At 71.2% G+C, this 17,347-nt stretch carries 19 protein-coding genes; 13 read left to right on the forward strand and 6 right to left on the reverse strand.

Annotated elements, in window-relative coordinates; all coding sequences use genetic code 11:
• Positions 1–77: 77 nt before the first annotated feature.
• From KIS93_RS39555 to KIS93_RS39570, 4 genes are all read right to left on the reverse strand, one after another.
• Positions 78–452, reverse strand: a complete 375-nt coding sequence (locus KIS93_RS39555) for an Rv3235 family protein (RefSeq protein WP_080042851.1) — start codon at positions 450–452, stop codon at positions 78–80.
• A 166-nt stretch (positions 453–618) separates the two neighbouring features.
• Complete coding sequence (locus tag KIS93_RS39560; protein ID WP_230465577.1) at positions 619–1,899, reverse strand: PTS transporter subunit EIIC; 1,281 nt, start codon at positions 1,897–1,899, stop codon at positions 619–621.
• A 76-nt stretch (positions 1,900–1,975) separates the two neighbouring features.
• A complete protein-coding gene (locus KIS93_RS39565) occupies positions 1,976–3,244 on the reverse strand; it encodes a PTS transporter subunit EIIC (protein ID WP_168013218.1) in 1,269 nt (422 codons plus the stop codon).
• A gap of 230 nt (positions 3,245–3,474) precedes the next feature.
• Positions 3,475–4,215 carry a GntR family transcriptional regulator gene (locus KIS93_RS39570; protein WP_230465576.1) on the reverse strand — a complete coding sequence of 247 codons (741 nt, stop codon included), beginning with the start codon at positions 4,213–4,215 and terminating at the stop codon, positions 3,475–3,477.
• Positions 4,216–4,339: 124 nt separating this feature from the next.
• On the opposite strand from KIS93_RS39570, the gene KIS93_RS39575 reads away from it, so the two are divergent.
• The 6 genes from KIS93_RS39575 to KIS93_RS39600 all read left to right on the forward strand — a co-directional run bounded on the left by KIS93_RS39575 (position 4,340) and on the right by KIS93_RS39600 (position 9,472).
• On the forward strand, positions 4,340–5,374 hold the full coding sequence (locus KIS93_RS39575; RefSeq protein WP_080042849.1) for an SIS domain-containing protein: 1,035 nt from the start codon (positions 4,340–4,342) through the stop codon (positions 5,372–5,374).
• 38 nt (positions 5,375–5,412) lie between these two features.
• Positions 5,413–5,649: a PTS sugar transporter subunit IIB gene (locus KIS93_RS39580; RefSeq protein WP_080042848.1), complete on the forward strand. Its 237-nt coding sequence runs from the start codon at positions 5,413–5,415 to the stop codon at positions 5,647–5,649.
• A 10-nt stretch (positions 5,650–5,659) separates the two neighbouring features.
• Positions 5,660–6,106 (forward strand): PTS sugar transporter subunit IIA, encoded by a 447-nt coding sequence (locus KIS93_RS39585; protein ID WP_080042847.1) that lies wholly within the window; start codon positions 5,660–5,662, stop codon positions 6,104–6,106.
• Positions 6,107–6,223: 117 nt separating this feature from the next.
• Positions 6,224–6,484: an HPr family phosphocarrier protein gene (locus tag KIS93_RS39590; protein WP_080042846.1), complete on the forward strand. Its 261-nt coding sequence runs from the start codon at positions 6,224–6,226 to the stop codon at positions 6,482–6,484.
• Complete coding sequence (ptsP, locus tag KIS93_RS39595; RefSeq protein ID WP_080042845.1) at positions 6,481–8,142, forward strand: phosphoenolpyruvate--protein phosphotransferase; 1,662 nt, start codon at positions 6,481–6,483, stop codon at positions 8,140–8,142. The genes KIS93_RS39590 and ptsP overlap by 4 nt, the downstream gene beginning before the upstream one ends.
• A gap of 40 nt (positions 8,143–8,182) precedes the next feature.
• Positions 8,183–9,472 carry a glycoside hydrolase family 3 protein gene (locus tag KIS93_RS39600; protein WP_080042844.1) on the forward strand — a complete coding sequence of 430 codons (1,290 nt, stop codon included), beginning with the start codon at positions 8,183–8,185 and terminating at the stop codon, positions 9,470–9,472.
• Between the two features lie 8 nt (positions 9,473–9,480).
• Here the strand turns inward: KIS93_RS39600 and atpB are convergent, their stop codons facing one another.
• Positions 9,481–10,275, reverse strand: coding sequence for a F0F1 ATP synthase subunit A (atpB, locus tag KIS93_RS39605; protein ID WP_080042843.1), 795 nt, complete (start codon positions 10,273–10,275; stop codon positions 9,481–9,483).
• Positions 10,276–10,416: 141 nt separating this feature from the next.
• On the opposite strand from atpB, the gene KIS93_RS39610 reads away from it, so the two are divergent.
• The 5 genes from KIS93_RS39610 (at position 10,417) to KIS93_RS39630 (ending at position 13,689) form a co-directional block, all read left to right on the forward strand.
• Entirely contained in the window at positions 10,417–11,061 is a 645-nt protein-coding gene (locus KIS93_RS39610; RefSeq protein ID WP_080042842.1) for an HAD family hydrolase, read from the forward strand.
• 88 nt (positions 11,062–11,149) lie between these two features.
• The gene (locus tag KIS93_RS39615; RefSeq protein WP_080042841.1) at positions 11,150–11,659 is read left to right on the forward strand and encodes a DUF6912 family protein; all 510 of its coding nucleotides are present in this window, start codon (positions 11,150–11,152) and stop codon (positions 11,657–11,659) included.
• Between the two features lie 137 nt (positions 11,660–11,796).
• Positions 11,797–12,210: a DUF2690 domain-containing protein gene (locus KIS93_RS39620; RefSeq protein WP_186404659.1), complete on the forward strand. Its 414-nt coding sequence runs from the start codon at positions 11,797–11,799 to the stop codon at positions 12,208–12,210.
• Between the two features lie 81 nt (positions 12,211–12,291).
• Positions 12,292–12,918: an HAD family hydrolase gene (locus KIS93_RS39625; protein ID WP_080042839.1), complete on the forward strand. Its 627-nt coding sequence runs from the start codon at positions 12,292–12,294 to the stop codon at positions 12,916–12,918.
• Positions 12,919–12,981: 63 nt separating this feature from the next.
• Positions 12,982–13,689: an HAD family hydrolase gene (locus KIS93_RS39630; RefSeq protein ID WP_080042838.1), complete on the forward strand. Its 708-nt coding sequence runs from the start codon at positions 12,982–12,984 to the stop codon at positions 13,687–13,689.
• 202 nt (positions 13,690–13,891) lie between these two features.
• Here KIS93_RS39630 and KIS93_RS39635 read toward each other — a convergent pair whose 3' ends face one another.
• Entirely contained in the window at positions 13,892–15,460 is a 1,569-nt protein-coding gene (locus KIS93_RS39635; protein WP_080042837.1) for a penicillin-binding transpeptidase domain-containing protein, read from the reverse strand.
• A gap of 87 nt (positions 15,461–15,547) precedes the next feature.
• Between KIS93_RS39635 and KIS93_RS39640 the strand changes: the two genes are divergently transcribed.
• Both KIS93_RS39640 and KIS93_RS39645 read left to right on the forward strand, forming a co-directional pair.
• Complete coding sequence (locus KIS93_RS39640) at positions 15,548–16,468, forward strand: LysR family transcriptional regulator (protein WP_080042836.1); 921 nt, start codon at positions 15,548–15,550, stop codon at positions 16,466–16,468.
• A complete protein-coding gene (locus KIS93_RS39645; RefSeq protein ID WP_080042835.1) occupies positions 16,465–17,322 on the forward strand; it encodes a serine hydrolase in 858 nt (285 codons plus the stop codon). Before KIS93_RS39640 ends, KIS93_RS39645 begins: the two co-directional genes overlap by 4 nt.
• Positions 17,323–17,347 lie beyond the last annotated feature (25 nt).

Here is a 17,347-nt window from a genome sequence, read left to right on the forward strand (position 1 = left end):
GCTGGACGGCACCTGCACGGGCGAGTGTGGTCACAGGCCGAAAGAGGGTGCGGCGGCGGCCGATATTTCGGTGTTCGTTATGCCGTTTCGAATTCGGTGCACAGCCATTGGCTGCCGTGGCGTTCCAGGCGGAGGGCGAGCACGTGGTTGCGGTCGCCGCAGTGGACGAGGGCGCACATTTCTATGGCGCCGTCCCGGGGCTGCTTCATATGGACGCTCCCGGTGAACGGCGGCCTGCTGGCGTGTATCATTTGGCCCGCGCGGACCAGGGCCTGGTAGGCGCGGTCGGTGAACCGGTCCGCCAGGATCTGGGGCGGGCGGCGGCCGGCCAGCACCTCTGCCAGGGCCTGGGTCAGGTGGCGCAGCTTGCGCTCGTCCGGTTGGGCGCCCGGCGGCCCCCACGTCAAGGGGGCCAGGGCCAGCGCGCCGTCGATCCCGATCTCCGGGGACATGGGCTCCTCCGATGCTCTGCGTGGGAAAAAGAGTTGATATAAGGAGTTTTCGGCCCGGGTCAGGAATACAAAGGGCGCTGACTTGTGCGCCGGGCGGCGAAAATCATCCATTCTTGTGGAGAATGTCGAGCGGGCCGGAGGGGTTTCGGTCAGGGGTGGGAAGGGTTTAGGGCTCGCGGCCGGGGGTCGGGAGGTCGAGCCGGCGGATCAGTACGGCGAACAGGGCGTAGTAGAGCAGCAGGTACGCCAGTCCGAACGCGATGATCCAGCCGAAGCCGTGCGTGTTGGACTTGCCGGCGTTCAGGAGCAGGTCGATGGCACCGCCGGAGAAGGTGAAGCCGAGCCGGGCGCCGAGCGCGGCCATCAGGGCCATGGACAGGCCGGTCAGCAGGGCGTGGGCGGCGAAGAGGGCGGGCGCGACGAAGATGAACGCGAACTCCAGCGGCTCCGTGATGCCCGTGACGAAGGCCGTCAGCCCGGCCGAGAGCAGGATGCCCCCGACGGGTTTCCTGCGTTCGGGAGGGGCGGCCCGCCACATCGCCAGCGCGGCCCCCAGCAGGCCGAACATCATGACGGGGAAAAAGCCCGTCATGAAGATGCCGGCCCCTTGCTCGCCGGCGAAGTAGCAGTTGAGGTCGCCGGCCGCGTCCCGGGTGGCGCCGTTCACGCCCGCGTGGCACTCGGGCAGGGTGAACCAGACGATCGTGTTGAGCACGTGGTGCAGGCCGATGGGGATGAGCAACCGGTTGGCCACCCCGTAGATGCCGGTCCCGGCCGTGCCGTGGGCGGAGAGCCAGTCGCCCGCCCGCGCGAGCCAGTCGCCGACCGGCCGCCACGCGAGGCCGAACAGCACGCCGAGGAGCAGGGCGGCCACGGCGGTGATGATCGGGACGGAGCGGCGTCCGCCGAAGAAGGCCAGCCAGGACGGCGGTTTGACGCGGTGGAAGCGCTGCCAGAGGAGGGCGGCCGTGAGGCCGACGAGGATGCCGCCGAGGACGCCGGTCGGGTTCGGGGCGCCCCGGTCGAGGGCGGGGACGCCGCGCTGGAGGAGCACGGTGACCTTGTCGTGGACGGCGCCGTGCCCGGCGTCGAAGAAGAGGATCTTGGTGACGTGGTCGAAGACGAGGTAGCCGACCAGGGCCGCGAGCGCGGTGGAGCCGTCCGACTTGCGGGCGAAGCCGATCGCGACGCCGACGGCGAACAGCAGCGGCAGGTTGTCGAACAGGGCGCCGCCCGCCGCCGCCATGACGTTGGCCACGGGCAGGAGCCAGGGGAGCGTCCCGCCGAGGCCGTCGGCGCCGAGCAGGTCGTCCTGGCCGAAGCGGTAGAGCAGCCCGGCGGCGGGCAGCACCGCGATGGGCATCATGAGCGAGCGGCCGATGCGTTGCAGCACGGACAGGGCCGACGGCAGGCGGGACGGCGGCGGGGCCTGGTTCTGCACGGTCACGGTCACCCCCCACGTGCGCGGTTACGTGGGGGTTCGCACCCTTACTACCCTGGGCCCGTTCGCCGGGAACCCGCGCCTAGGTCTCGCCTGAGTCGAGATCGGGCTCGGGTTCGCGTCCTGGCGTCATGATGTCGAGCCGGCGGATCAGGAACGTGAACACGACGTAGTAGATCACGCCGTAGACCAGGCCCAGGGCCAGGATGCCGGGCAGGTTCTCGGTGTTGGACTTGCTGGCGTTCAGGAGCAGGTCGAGCAGGCCGGCGGAGAAGCCGAAGCCGAGCTGCCCGCCGATCAGCGTGGTCAGCGCCATCGCCAGGCCCGTCAGGATCGCGTGCACGACCAGCAGCAGCGGCGCCACGAAGATGAACGCGAACTCGATCGGCTCCGTGATGCCCGTGACGAACGAGGCCAGCGCCGCCGACAGCATGATGCCGCCCACGGTGGCGCGCCGGTGCGCGGGGGCGGCCCGCCACATGGCCAGGGCGGCGGCCGGCAGGGCGAACATCATGACGGGGAAGAAGCCGGCCATGAACTGGCCGGAGTGCGGGGCGCCGGCGAAGTAGCAGTTCCAGTCCCCGCCGAGCACCTGGCCGCCGACGTCGCACTGCGGCACCACGTACCAGACGACGGAGTTGACGAAGTGGTGCAGGCCGAGCGGGATGAGCAGGCGGTTGATCAGGCCGTAGATGCCGGTGCCGACGGGGCCGATGGCGGCCAGGGCCTCGCCGGCGTGGCGGATCCACTCGCCGATCACCGGCCACAGCCAGCCGAAGACCACGCCCATGAGCAGGGCCACGATGCTGGTGATGATGGGCACGAAGCGCCGGCCGCCGAAGAAGGCCAGCCAGGACGGCAGCTTGATGCGGTGGAAGCGCTGCCACAGGAGCGCCGCGACCAGGCCGATGACGATGCCGCCGAGCACCTTCGTGGGGTTCTGGATGCCGTTGTCGACGATCTCCCTGATGCCGTGGGGCTCGACGACCTTGACGGCGACGGTGTCCTTGATGTCGGAGCCGAAGAACATGGCCTTGGTGACGCGGTCGAAGACGAGGTAGCCGACCACGGCGGCCAGCGCGGTGGAGCCGTCGGACTTGCGGGCGAAGCCGATCGCGACGCCGACCGCGAACAGCAGCGGCAGGTTGTCGAACAGGGCCGCCCCGGCGGCGGCCAGCACGTGGGCGACCTCGTTCATCCAGGCCATCCCCGCGACGTCGGCCAGGCCGCCCGGCTCGGCGCCGTTGGAGCCGAGCATGTCGGGCTGGCCGAAGCGTTGCAGCAGGGCGGCAGCGGGCAGGGCGGCGATGGGCAGCATGAGGGAGCGGCCGAGCCGCTGGAGCACGGTCATCACGCGAGCGAACGGCGAGGGCCGGGCGGTGGTGGCTGGAGAGGTCTCGTTCACGGGTTCGTTCGCCTGTGGAAGCGCGGGTTCGGGAGCGTGCTCATTCGCGTGCTCGTTCGCGTGCTCGTTCGCGTGCTCATTCACCGGGCGGTCCTCCGAGGCGTGGAAGTGCCGGAGTCATAGAGGGGCGCCACACACGGCTCGGCCTGGTCTGGTGGGGCGTCAGGGGTGCGGCCTCAGCCGCGCCTGGAGGGCATTTCGAGACTGGTGCGCAGCTGGTAGCGGTCGGCGCGGTAGGTGGACACGCCCAGCTCCGCGCAGACCCCGCCGGAGAACGACCGGCGCTGCAGCAGCAGCACGGCCCCGCCGCGCGGCAGCTTCAGCAGGTCGGCGTCGCTCGGGTCGGCGATGCCGCCGTCGATGGTCAGCTCCCCGGCGTCCATGACGAGCCCGTAGCGCCGCTCCAGCAGCTCGTACAGGGACCGGTCGGACAGGTCGTGGTCGGCGAGGTCGGGGGCGAGCTTGACCGGGATGTGGGCCCGTTCGATGGACAGCGGCTCGCCGTCGGCGGTGCGCAGGCGCTCGATGAAGTGCACCTCCTCGCCCGGCGGGATGCCCAGCTCCTTGGCCAGGTGGGCGCTGGCCCGCACGATGCGGCGGTCGAGGTCGCGGGAGCCGGGGATCATGCCGCGCGCCCGCATGTCGTCGGTGAACGACGTGAGCTGGAGCGCCAGCTCGATCTTCGGGCGGGCGACGAACGTGCCCTTGCCGGGCACCCGGTGCAGCCGGCCTTCGGACACGAGGTGGTCGACGGCCTGCCGCACGGTCATCCTGGACAGGCCGAAGCGCTGGCAGAGCTCGCGCTCGGACGGGATGGCCGCGCCGATGCCGAACTCGTCGCTGTCGATGAGGTCCAGCAGGATCTCGCGAAGCTGGAAGTACTTGGGCACCGGGCTGTCCGGATCGATGTGCGCCACGGATCCTCCCCTCGTCTCTATCTGGGCCATGGGCTATGGTTCGTACTGGTCTAGTCCGGACTAGACCACATGTCGCGAAAGACGGTCAAGTCTGAACCGTAATGACCCGAGGGATGAGCCGAAGATGACCACCAAGATGCGCAGCGAGATCGCCGAGCAACCGACCGCGCTGCGGGCCACGCTCGACTCCCTGCTCCCCAAGATCGGCGAGATCCAGGCCATGGGCGAGCGGACCCGCCAGTTGCTGTTCATCGCGCGCGGCACCTCCGACAACGCAGCAGTGTACGGGCGTTACCTGGTGGAATCGCACGCCGGACGCCTGTCCGCGCTGGCCGCCCCGTCGATCGCGACCACGTACAAGCGCAAGCTCGACCTCGACGGCGTGCTGGCCGTGGCCATCTCGCAGTCGGGCCGCACCGAGGAGATCGTTGAGACGCTGGCCTGGGCGAAGGACTGCGGGGCACGTACCGTCGGCGTCACGAACGGCGGCGCGGACAGCCCGCTGGCGCAGGCGGCTGACGTGGCCCTGTGCACGGTGGCGGGCGAGGAGAAGGCCGTGCCGGCGACGAAGACGTACACGACGCAGCTCGCCGCGCTGGCCGTGCTCGCGATCGGGCTGGGCGCCGACGTCGACGCCGACGAGCTGCGGCGGGTGCCCGACGCGGTGGAGAAACTGATCGCGGAGCCCGGCGACATCGAGGCCGTCGTCGAAGGGCTCGCGGACAAGCCGGGCGTGGTCGTGTCCGGGCGCGGCCTGGCGTTCTCGACCGCGCTGGAGACCGCGCTCAAGCTCAAGGAGGCCTGCTACCTGCACGCCATGGGCCTGTCGTACGCCGACCTGCTGCACGGCCCCATCGCCGTGGTGGACGCCGACACGCCGGCGCTGCTGGTGGCCGCCGAGCACAGCCCCACCCTCCAGGGGACGATCGCGCTGGCCGAGCGGGTGGTGGCCGCGGGCGCGGCGGCGTACACGATCGGCGGGGGCACGGCGCTCGCGCAGGCGGGCACGGCCGCGCTGAACGGCCCCGACCTGCCCGAGTGGCTGGCCCCGATGGGCCTGATCGTTCCCGGGCAGCTGCTCACCGAGGCGCTGGCCCGCAGGCTCGGCATCGACCCCGACGCGCCGCGCGGCCTGAACAAGGTCACCCAGACCGACTGATCTAGCCTGGTCAGAGTGCTAATCCTAGGGAGGACCGGATGGCGGCGGACGTGAACGCGATCATCGCCGCGCTGGGCGGCGCCGACAACATCATCGAGATAGAGCCCTGCATCACCCGCCTGCGTACGGAGGTGCGCGACGCCTCGAAGGTGAACCAGGCGGCGCTCAAGGCGGCCGGCGCGCACGGCGTGATGGCCGCCGGCAACGTGGTGCAGGTCGTCGTCGGGCCGGAGGCGGACACGATCGCCAGCGACATCGAGGATGTCATCGGCTGAAGGCGAGACCATGACGACTGTTCTCGCCCCGATGGAGGGGACGGCTGTGGGGTTGGCGGCCGTGCCCGATCCGGTGTTCTCCGCGGGCATGGTCGGGCCGGGAACGGCGATCGACCCGCTGAGGGGGCCAGGCAAGGCCGTGGCCCCCATAGCGGGAAAGATAATGAAGCTGCACCCGCACGCGTACGTCATCGTGGGAGACGACGGCAAGGGCGTGCTGGTGCACCTGGGCATCGACACGGTCCAGCTCAAGGGGGCCGGCTTCCAGCTCCTGGCCGCTGAGGGCGACAGGGTGAGCGCCGGGCAGCCGGTGGTGGCGTGGGACCCGTCGGCCATCGAGGCGGGCGGCCGCTCGCCCGTCTGCCCCGTCGTGGCGCTCGACGCGCTTTCGGAGGAGCTGACGGGGGTAGCTGAGGGGGCGGTGCACGTCGGGGATGAGCTTTTCAGGTGGGGATAGCGGCCGTTCGCCCGAGACGGGCCGCACCCGGCACAATGAACGGGTTGCCCGTGTTTACCGCGATGACAGACGAAGGTGCGGCCGGTCTGGACCGGCTCGAGAAGGAGGAGCAGCAAGATGGGTGAGCGCAAGGTCACCGTGGCGGCGGAGGTAGGGCTGCACGCCCGTCCCGCGGCGACGTTCGTCCAGCGGGCCAAGCTGGCCCCGATGGACATCACGGTGGCGAAGACCCACGGCGGTGGTCCGGTCAACGGCAAGAGCATCCTCGCGATCATGGCGCTCGACGTCCGTCAGGGCGAGTCCGTGGTGATCAGCGCGGAGGGTGAGGGCGCCGACGAGGTGCTCGACGAGCTGGCGAAGATCGCCAGTACGCCATGAACCTCCGGGGGGTGGGGGTCAGCCCGGGCATCGGGCACGGCCCCTCTTACGTGCTGACCGTCTCCGTGCCCGAACCCCCCGAGGGCGCCACCTACACCGGTGAGGCGGAGCGGGAGAAGGAGCGCGCGATGGCCGCGCTCACGCAGGTCGCGGGCGAGCTGGAGGCCCGCGGCAACCAGGCGGGCGGCGAGGCCGAGGAGATTCTCAAGGCCCAGGCGCTGATGGCCGAGGACCCCGGGCTGGTCGTGAAGGTGCGATCGCTGATCGACCGCGGCCTGGCCGCCCCCAGGGCGGTCTTCGAGGCGTTCACGAAGTACCGCGACGTGCTCACGGGGTCCGGCGGGTACCTGGGCGAGCGGGCCGCCGACCTCGGCGACATCAGGGACCGGGTGATCGCGCTGCTCAACGGGCAGGCGATGCCGGGGCTGCCGGTGGCGCCCGAGGAGCCGTACGTGCTGGTCGCCCGGGATCTCGCGCCCGCCGACACGGCGCTGCTGTCCAGGGACGACGTGGTCGCGTTCGTCACCGAGGAGGGCGGCCCCACCAGCCACACCGCGATCATGGCCAGGTCGATGGGCGTGCCCGCCGTCGTGGCCTGCCCGGGTGCCACGCGCATCCCGGCGGGCGTGCCGGTGATGGTGGACGGCACCTCGGGAGAGGTGCGGCTGGAGCCGGCCGCGTCCGACGTGGCGCACGCGGTCGGCGCCGCGACCGCCCGGCAGGCGGCGCTCGCGTCGTGGACGGGGCCGGGCGGCACCGCCGACGGGCATCCCGTGCCGCTGCTGGCCAACGTGGGCGGCCCGGCCGAGCTCGACGCCGCCGTGGCCGCCGGGGCGGAGGGCATCGGCCTGTACCGCACCGAGTTCCTCTTCCTCGACCGGCCCGAGCCGCCCTCCGCCGAGGAACAGGTGCACGCCTACCGGGCGGCGCTGGAGGCGTTCCCCGGAGGCAGGGTGGTGGTGCGCACGCTGGACGGCGGCGCGGACAAGCCGCTGGCGTTCCTGCCCGCGGCCACCGAGCCGAACCCGGCGCTCGGGGAGCGGGGCCTGCGCCGGTTCGCGCGGTACCCCGAGGTGATGGACGTGCAGCTCGGCGCCGTCGCGGCGGCCGGCGGCGCGTCGGTGATGGCGCCGATGGTGGCCACGGCCGAGGAGGCCGCCTGGTTCGCCAGGGAGTGCCGCGACAAGGGGCTGACCGACGTCGGCGTGATGATCGAGATCCCGTCCGCCGCGCTGCGGGCCGCCGACCTGCTCGCCGTGGTCGACTTCGTCTCGATCGGCACCAACGACCTGAGCCAGTACTCCTTCGCCGCCGACCGCCAGCTCGGCGCCGTCAGCGCGATGCACGACCCGTGGCAGCCCGCCCTGCTCGACCTGATCGCCGCCACCGCCGTCGCCGCCGCGCGGGCCGGCAAACCGTGCGGGGTCTGCGGCGAGGCCGCGGCCGATCCCGCGCTGGCCTGCGTGCTGGTCGGCATGGGGGTCTCGACGTTGTCGATGGCGCCCTCCGCGCTGGCCGCCGTACGCGCCGGGCTCGCCGCGCACACGATGGAGCAGTGCGAGGCGGCGGCCGAGGCGGCACGGGCCCCGTCGTCGGCGGCCGACGCGCGGGCGGCGGCCCGCGCCCACCTGCCCGGGCTCGACCGGCTGGGGCTGTAGCGGGCCACGGAGGGGTCGTCGGCTGGATACCTTTGGAGTCATGCTGAGGCGGATCGGTACGACAGGACTCCTGGTGATCGCGCTCACCGCGTGCGGCGGTGGCGGCGGCTCGGCGGAGGTGGAGCCGACCGGAGGCAAGGCCGCCCCGCCCGCGCAGACCACGCCGGCGGCCCCGGCGACGACGCCCGCCCAGCAGAGCCCGGTGGCGCGCGTGCTGGCCGGGCTGAGCGTCGAGGAGAAGGTCGGCCAGCTGTTCATGCCCGTCCTGTACGGCACCGCCGCCGACACGGTCTCCGGCGAGAACCAGGCGAGATACGCCGCCCGGACCCCGGCCAAGGTGATCGAGAAGTACCACCTGGGCGGCGTGATCCTGTTCCCGCAGAACGTCAAGAGCGTCGGCCAGGTCGTCGGCCTGACCAACGGCCTGCAGCGGGCGTCGAAGGAGGTGCCGCTGCTGATCGGCACCGACCAGGAGAACGGCCTGGTCTCCAGGATGTCCGCCCTCATGACCAGCTTCCCCGGCGCGGCCGAGATCGGCGCGACCAAGGACACCGCGCTGTCGAGGGAGGTGGCGAAGGCGACCGGCGAGGAGCTGCGCGCGCTCGGCGTTAACCTCGACTTCGCCCCCGTCGCCGACGTGAACGTCAACCCGCGCAACCCCGTCATCGGCCGCCGCGCGTTCGGCGACGACCCGAAGAAGGTGGCCACGATGGTGGCCGCGGCGGTCAAGGGGTTCGGCGACGCGAAGATCGCCGCCGCCGCCAAGCACTTCCCCGGGCACGGCGACACCACCGTCGACAGCCACACCGGGCTGCCGGTGATCAGGCATTCCAGGTCGGAGTGGGAGCGCATCGACGCGCCGCCGTTCAAGGCCGCGATCGGCGCCGGGGTGGACGTCGTCATGAGCGCCCACCTCGTCTTCCCCAAGCTGGACCCGTCGGGCGATCCGGCGACGCTGTCCAAGCCCATCCTGACGGGGCTGCTGCGGGACAAGCTCGGGTTCAAGGGCGTCGTCTCGACCGACGCGCTCAACATGGCCGGCGTGCGCAAGAAGTACAACGACGGGGAGATCGCGGTGCGGGCCGTGCTCGCCGGGGCCGACCTGCTGCTCATGCCGAACGACCTGCCCAAGGCGTACGACGCGGTGCTGGCGGCGGTGAAGTCGGGCCGCATCTCCAAGGAGCGCCTCGACCAGTCGGTCACCCGGCTGCTCACGCTCAAGCAGGCCAGGGGGCTGCTGACCGAGGCGCCCGTGGCGTCGGCGGAGCGGGCGGCCGAGGTGCTGCGCTCGTCCGAGCACCGCAAGCTGGCCGCCCGCGTCCGTGACTGACGGAGTGACTAGTGCGAGCCGTGCAGGCCGCTCGCGATGTACATCGCGGCGAGCATGGCGAACAGGAACGCCTGCAGGAACTGGATGAACATCTCGAAGGCGGTGATCAGGACGGTCACCGCCACGCCGAGCACGCCCAGCGGCGCGCCCAGCGGAGAGAGCTGCTCGAACAGGAACCAGAACCCCACCGAGCTGAAGAACGCCACCAGCAGGTGGCCCGCGAACATGTTCGCGAACAACCGGATGAAGTGGGTGAACAGCGAGGTGACGAACACCTCGGCGAGGATGAGCGGGGCGTAGATGCCGTACGCCCAGCCCGGCAGGCCCTCCAGGTAGATCACGCCGCGCAGGTAGCCGCGCACGCCGTGGTGGCGGACGCCGAGGTAGACCTTGATGACGTACACCGAGACGGCCAGGACGGCCGGGAAGGCGATGTGCGCGGCGATGGGGAACTGGATGAACGGGATGACGCCCATCAGGTTCCAGATGAGGACGGTCAGGAAGATCGTCAGGAGCAGGCCCATCCAGCGGTCGGTGTCCTTGCCGAGGTTGGGTCTGGCGATCTGGTCGCGTACGAAGTCGTAGGCGTACTCGCCGAGGCTCTGCCAGCCCCGGGGCACGATCTTCGGCTTGGCGAACGCGGCCCAGCACACGGCGATGGCGATGACCGAGCTCAGGAGGGCGATGAGGACCGGTTTGGTGAACCATTCCGGCCCGCCCGGGATGATGGGGGCGAACTGGAAGAGTTCGGAGCCCGGAGCGGTCCACTCTTCAGGGGAGGTGATCAGGATCGTCGTCCGCACGGCGGTCCCTTCTGGGTAGCGACTTACGCTGGAAGGACACCTTAACCGGCGATTTAGGACACCCTTTTTATAGGGTTTTATCCCTTTATAAATGGGTCTACCCGGGTAAAAGTCATAAGCGTGACGCTCTACCCTAGAACGATGGTTACGGGTGTGCTCATCGACTGGGGCGGCGTCCTCACCACCAGCCTCTCCGACTCCATCGCCCGATGGATCGCGGCCGACAGGATCGACGCCGAGCGCTACTACGCCGTGATGCGCGAGATGATCGACCACGCCTACCGGGGCGGCGACGGGGAGAACCCGGTCCACGCGCTCGAAAGAGGCGAGATCGAGGGCGCCGCCTTCGAATGCGACCTCGCCGCCCGGCTGCTCACCGTCGACGGCGTCCCGCCGGTCGCCGAAGGGCTGCTGGAGCGCATGTTCGCCGGCTTCGACCGGGTCGAGGCCATGTACGACATGCTCCGCGAGGTACGCGGCAACGGCGTCAAGACCTGCCTGCTGTCCAACTCCTGGTCCAACACCTACCCCCGGGACGACTGGGACGAGATCTTCGACGCCGTCGTGATCTCCGGCGAGGTCGGCATGCGCAAGCCCGAACCCCGGATTTTCGAGCACGCGCTCGCCCGGATCGGCCTGGCCGGCGAGCAGTGCGTGTTCATCGACGACATCGAGGCCAACATCCTCGCCGCCCGCGAGCTCGGCATCGCCGGGATCCACCACCGCGACGCGGCCGGCACGATCGCCGAGCTGGAGAACCTCCTGCGGCTCACGTTGCGGAAGTGACCCGCCGACGCCGTGGTGACCAGGCACTATGAGTAGGGTGGCGATGCCTGGTGAGGCAGGCACTCCCACCGCGTTGGAAAGGTACGTCATGCGCGTCTATCTGCCGTGCACTCTTGCGGCCCTGGCCGCGGCGGTCGAGGCGGGAGAGCTGGGCCCCGCCCCGCTGACCGGCTATGCGGTGACGCCCGCCCTGATCGAGTGGTACGCCTCGGGCGACACCGAGGAGCTCGAATACGTCGCGCTCACCGACGCCGCCCGCGCCTCCCTGCGCATGCTGGCCGCCGAACGCGGCGAGGGCGGCAAAGGGGCGCCGCGCCGGGTCGTCGTCGCCGCCGAGGTGCCCGAGCGCTCCGCCACCGTCGGCACCAACCTGGAGGACCGCGCCCGCGTCCGCCTCGCCGAGCCGATCCCGCTGGCCAAGGTGGCCGCCGTGCACATCGACGACGAGTACGCCGTCCCCGACATCGAGGCCGCCATCGCCGCGCTGCCCGCCTCCGACGAAGGCGACGACGACGCCCGCTTCACCGTCGACGGCGCGGAGGCGCACGAGCTCATGTGGTACGCGACCCAGGAGATCCCTGACCTGCTGCGTTCATAACGGTGCTATTACGGACAGGCGTGGTCCTTCACAGTGCCTGGCCGGATCTCGCTAGGGTCACGACCCAGCACGAATTGTCTGACAGAAGGAGTCGGTTCCACGTGATGCGTCGAGTCGCAGCGATCGCTGTAGGTGCGGTGACTCTCCTGGCGCTGGCGCCCGCGCAGGCCCAGGCGGCCGCGCGCAAGCCGTACGACCACCAGGACCCCTACCGGTCGGGCTGCGGCAACTCGGCCAGGGTCGTGAAGACCGCCAAGATCAACAGCCGAGCCAACGGGGAGGTCGGCACGATCAAGCTCATGTGGTCCGGCAAGTGCCAGACCAACTGGGTCGAGGTCCGCACCGCCACCTCTGCCCGCGGCACCATCAACCTCTACACCGCCGACGGCCGGTCCGACTCGTTCCGGTTCAAGGCCGGCAACGGCGGCCGCCACTGGGGCGACATGCTCTGGGCCAAGGACATGTGCGCCTGGGGCAGCACCAGCGTCCAGTGGAACGGCGGCAACGGCGGCCAGAACGGCCAGGGCACCACGGGCAAGGCCTGCCGGTAACGAGCGCGAGGGGCTGCGGCGGCGCCGTCGCAGCCCCTGGTTCATCGGATTGTCACACCGGCCAACTAGGCTAGACGTGACATGACAAAGCACATCATCTGGGATTGGAACGGCACGCTCTTCCACGACTCCGAAGCCGTGGTCCAAGCCACCAACGCGATCTTCAAGCCGTACGCGCTGCCCGAGCTCACCCTCGACGGCTTCCGCGCCGTCTTCACCCGCCCCATCTGGGTGGCCTACGAGCGCCTGCTCGGCCGCCCGCTCAACGAGGGCGAGTGGGAGCAGCTCGACGACGGGTTCCATGAGCACTACTTCCGGCTCTGCGACGTGTGCGAGCTCGCCGCCGGCGCCGAAGTCATCCTCTCCACCTGGACGGGCACGCAGTCGCTCTGCTCCATGGCCCCGCACCAGCACCTGGTGCCCAAGGTCGAGTCGTTCGGCATCACCCGGCACTTCACCCGCATCGACGGCCTCACCGGAGCCACCGGCGGCGAGAAGGCCGCCCACATGACCGCCCACATCCAGGCCATCGGCGTCGACCCCAGTGAGATCCTCGTCATCGGCGACAGCGTCGACGACGGGCTCGCCGCCCGCCACGTCGGTGCCAGAGCCGTCCTCTACACCGGCGGCATGACCACCAGGGCCGAACTGGAAGAAACCGGGCTCCCCGTCGTCGACCGGCTCACCGACGCACTCGACTACGCCTGAAATCCGCCCGGCGCCGGCCTTAACCTTGGAGGGACCCCTCAGGAGGCAGCCATCAACCGCCTTGTGCTGTGGAACGTCGACCTCACCCTCGTCGACGTCGCCATCGTGACCCGCGACGCCTACGCCGAGGCGTTCCGCCTCGTCACCGGACGACCCCTCGTCAAACTCGTCCCCCCGCACGGGCGCCCCGACTCCGAGATCGTCTTCGAGACCCTCGCCGTCAACGGCATCGTCGCCGAGGACGACCACCTGCCCCGCTTCCTGTCCGCCCTCGCCACCGCCTTCGCCGACCGGCGCGGGCGGCTCGCCAAGGAAGGCCGCATGATGGCCGGGGCCAAAGACGCGCTCAAGGCCGTCTCACGGCTCGACGGCGTCGTCCAGACCGTCCTCACCGGCACCATCAGGGCCAACGCCGTCCACAAGCTGAAGGCGTTCGGGCTCGACCGGTACGTCGACTTCTCCCTCGGGGGGTACGGCGAGGAGGTCTACCCCAAGGCGACGCTGCTGCAGGTGGCCCAGTCCCGCGCCAAACAGCGGCTCGGGACGCCGTTCACGGCCGCCAACACGGTCGTGATCGGCGACTCCACCCGCGACGCCCAGGCCGCCCGGATCGGCGGGGCGGGGATGATCGGGGTCGCGTCGGGCCGCTCCATGGCCTCGGAACTTCGCGAGGCCGGCGCCGACATCGTCCTGCCCGACTTGTCCTCCGCCTCGGAGGTGGTGGCCGCCGTCACGGCCCTGACGTCCCGCATGGACCGCGCAGCCCACTAAGCAACCCCACCGCGCCCGCCGCGCCCCGCGTGCTGTGCGCCTCACCGCCTCATGCCCGCGCCTCCCTGCGCCCCGTGCCCGTGGTCAGGAGGACCTTGCCGAACTATGGCGGGTTCGTGGGCTGCGGTGGGGCGGGTGGGCCGAGGGGCGTGGACCGGTGTGGGGCGGGGTGCGGGTGGCTCGCCGTATCGACAGGCGGGGGTTAGGGGAGGGCGGTGAGGAAGCGGGCGGCGATGGGGGCGGCGACGGCGGAGCCGGCGCCGCCGCCCTCGACGATGACCGAGAACGCCAGATCCCCCTTGTAGCCGATGAACCACGAGTGCGCGGGGGGTTCCTTGCCTGAGCCGTATTCCGCCGTGCCCGTCTTGCCGGCCGTGCCGGCGGGGAAGCTGACGCCGTGGGCGGTGCCGTCGGTGACGACGGCGGGCATGAGGCGGCGCAGGGCCTTGACGACGGCGGGCTCCAGCGGGCGCGGGTCGGCGGGCTGGGCGTTCGGGATGGGGGAGCCGGTGACGAGGCGGGGCGGGATGTAGGAGCCGGAGGCGATGGCGGCGGCGACGGAGGCCATGTTGAGCGGGCTGGCCAGGACGCGGCCCTGGCCGATGGCGGCGGAGGCGAGGTCGGTGTCGTCCTTGGGGTCGGGGAACTCGGCGCGTACGGCGGGGACGCCGGGCGTGATCGGGTTGCCGAAGCCGAAGCTCTTGGCGACCTGGCCGAGCCGGCCGCCGTTCAGTTCGGCGACGCTCATCTCGCCGAACGTGGTGTTGCACGAGTGTGCGAACGCGTCGCGGAAGGTCAGGGTGCCGAAGTCCTCGTAGCCGGCGTTGTGGAAGGGGAAGCCGCCGATGTTCTTCTGGGCGGGGCAGGTGACCTGCTGGTCGGGTTGGACGCCGTCGGCGACGAGCGCGGAGGCGGTCACGACCTTGAACGTGGAGCCGGGCGGGTACTTGCCGAGCAGTGCCCGGTTGAAGCCGCCGGGCGCGTTGACGACGGCCAGGATCTCCCCGGTGGAGGCGCGCAGCGCGACCAGGGAGGCGGGCTTCTTCTCGCCTCGTAGTGCCGCGGCCCCCGCCCGGTGCACTTCGAGGTCGATGGTGGTCTGGATGGGCTTGCTCCCGCCGGGCGGGGCGGCGACGGTCTTGACGCGCCGGTCGCCTTCGTAGAGGTCGATCCTGGTCTGGGACGCGGTGCCGAACCGGTCGGGGAAGGTCTGTTTCATGCCTTCGACGAGTTGCTGCACCGAGCCGGGCGCGCTCGCGGTGTTGAGGTCGGTGCCGTCGGCGGCGAGGACGCGTACGGGGTCGGCCTGCTGCTCGACCAGCCGCAGGGAGAGGCCCTTCTTGAGGAGGGGGTGGAGGGTGGCGGGCGTCCAGGTCACCTTCCAGGTGCGGTCGCGCTGGACGAGGTGGAGCTTGCCGTCGTACTGCCAGGGCCGCGCGCCGGTGAGGTCGGCCTGGAAGGGGACGGTGTCGCCGTGCGCGGGCTCGCCGGGCCGGAAGGCGGCCTTGGTGGCTTTGAGGTCGGTGAGGAAGCGCCGGTGCCGGCGTTCGAAGTCGGCGGGCGGGTCGGCGACGAGCGCCCGCATCGCCGGGTAGTTCTGGGCGGACCAGGCCGCCAGGTACTGGCGGGCGGTCTCCTCGGGCGAGCCTTCGACGCGCAGCGCCCAGATGACGCCGCCCGCGGCGAGGGCCGGGACCAGGAGTGCCGCCACGATCCACGGCCACCGCCTGCGGCGCCGCCTGCCGTAGATTCTCCCCGTTTGTGGTGCCATGACGGGAAGAACACCAGAGCCGTCAGTGTGCTGTCCAATACTGATATGGGCGGATTCCAGATATAAATCTGGATATAGTGGCTGGTCATGGACCTCGTCCGGCATCTGCGCTACTTCATCGTGGTCGCGGAGGAACTGCACTTCGGCAACGCGGCCATCCGGCTCGGCATGGCCCAGCCGCCCCTCAGCCAGCGCATCAAGCGCCTGGAGGAGGAGCTCGGCGTGCGGCTGTTCGACCGCTCCGCCCGTCAGGTGCGGCTCACGGAGCCGGGCCGGCTGCTGCTGAGCGAGGCCCGCGAGATCGTCGGCCGGGTGGACCGGCTGCACGAGCTGGCCAGGCAGGGCGGCCGCGGCACGGTGCTGCGCGTCGGCGTGCCGCCCGACCTGGCCGCGACGGTGCTGGCCGCCCTCGTCGCCGCCTTCCGCGAAAGCAGCCCCGAGGTACGGCTCGCGCCCGCCGAGGTGTGGACCGCCGATCAGGTGACGGCCCTGGCGGAGGGCACGATCGACGTCGGCCTCGTCCGCCATCCGGTGGCCGCGCCGGGCCTGACGTTCGGGCAGGTGCTGGTGCAGGCGCAGGGCGTGCTGCTCGCGGAGAGCGACCCGCTGGCCGGCGTCGGCGAGGTGCACCTGGCCGACCTGGCGGGCCGCGAGCTGCTGATGCCGCCCAAGGAGGGCGAGCCGGGCTGGCGCGCCGAGGTGCTGACGGAGTGCCGCCGGCAGGGGTTCGTGCCCGCGCAGGTGCATGAGGGCGCCGGGCTGGGGCTGGTGCTGGCGGGGGCGGCGGTGGCGTTCGGGCCGCGGATGGAGCTGCCGGGGCTGGCCTGGAGGCCGCTGCTAGGCTCGCCGATCACGAGCCGCGTCTCCACCGCCTGGCGCGCGGCCACGCCCGCGGTCGGCGACTTCTCGGCCGCGGCCGCACGTACCTTGAAGGAGAGCGCCGGGATGACCGACGAAGGCGCCGCACCCGTGCGGCGGGTCAGCCGCAGGCCGGGGATGCTGGCATGAGCACGCCGGCCTTCGACCAGCTGTTCCGGGCCGCCGGGGTCACCGGCTGGCTGTACGCGGCCGACGTCGACACCGGGCACGACGTCGGGCACGGCGCCGACGAGCCGATGCCCACGGCCTCCATGTTCAAGGTGCCGCTGCTGGTGGCGCTGTGCCGGCGGGCCGACGCCGGGCTGCTCGACCTGACCGAGCGGGTCACCGTGACGGCCGCCGACCGGGTGGGCGGGCCGACGGGGCTGTCCTCGATGCTCGACGACGTGACGATCTCGCTGCGCGACCTGGCGTACCTGATGATCGCCCTCAGCGACAACACCGCGGCCGACAAGCTGCTCGGCAGGGTGGGGTTCGAGGCGATCAACACGATGCTGGACACGTTCGGGCTGGAGGGGACGCGGGTCGTGCAGGGCTCGGGGGAGATGCTCGGCAGCATGGACGTGGACACCGGGCACGCGTGGCCGTTCGTGGATCCCGACGACATCGCCCGCCTGAGCGTCCTCGACCCGTCCCGGACGAACCGCAGCACCCCGCGCGAGATGGTCCGCCTGTTCGGGATGATCTGGCGCGACGAGGCGGCCTCCCCCGAGTCGTGCGCGTGGATGCGCGGGGTGCTCAACATGCAGGTGTGGCCGCACCGCATGGCCTCGGGTTTCCCGTACGACGACGTCGCCGTCAGCGGCAAGACGGGCACGATGCCGACGCTGCGCTGCGAGACGGGCGTCGTCGAGTACCCCGACGGCGGCCGGTACGCCGTGTCGGTCTTCACCCGTTCCTTCAGCACCGCGCTCAACCAGCCGCGCGCCGACGCGGTGATCGGCACCGCCGCGCGTATGGCGGTGGACCACCTACGGAGGTAGCAAGTTATGGGGTAGGCCGGGTATG

The sequence above is a fragment of the [Actinomadura] parvosata subsp. kistnae genome, from assembly GCF_900323885.1.
Classification (GTDB): Bacteria; Actinomycetota; Actinomycetes; order Streptosporangiales; family Streptosporangiaceae; genus Nonomuraea; species Nonomuraea composti.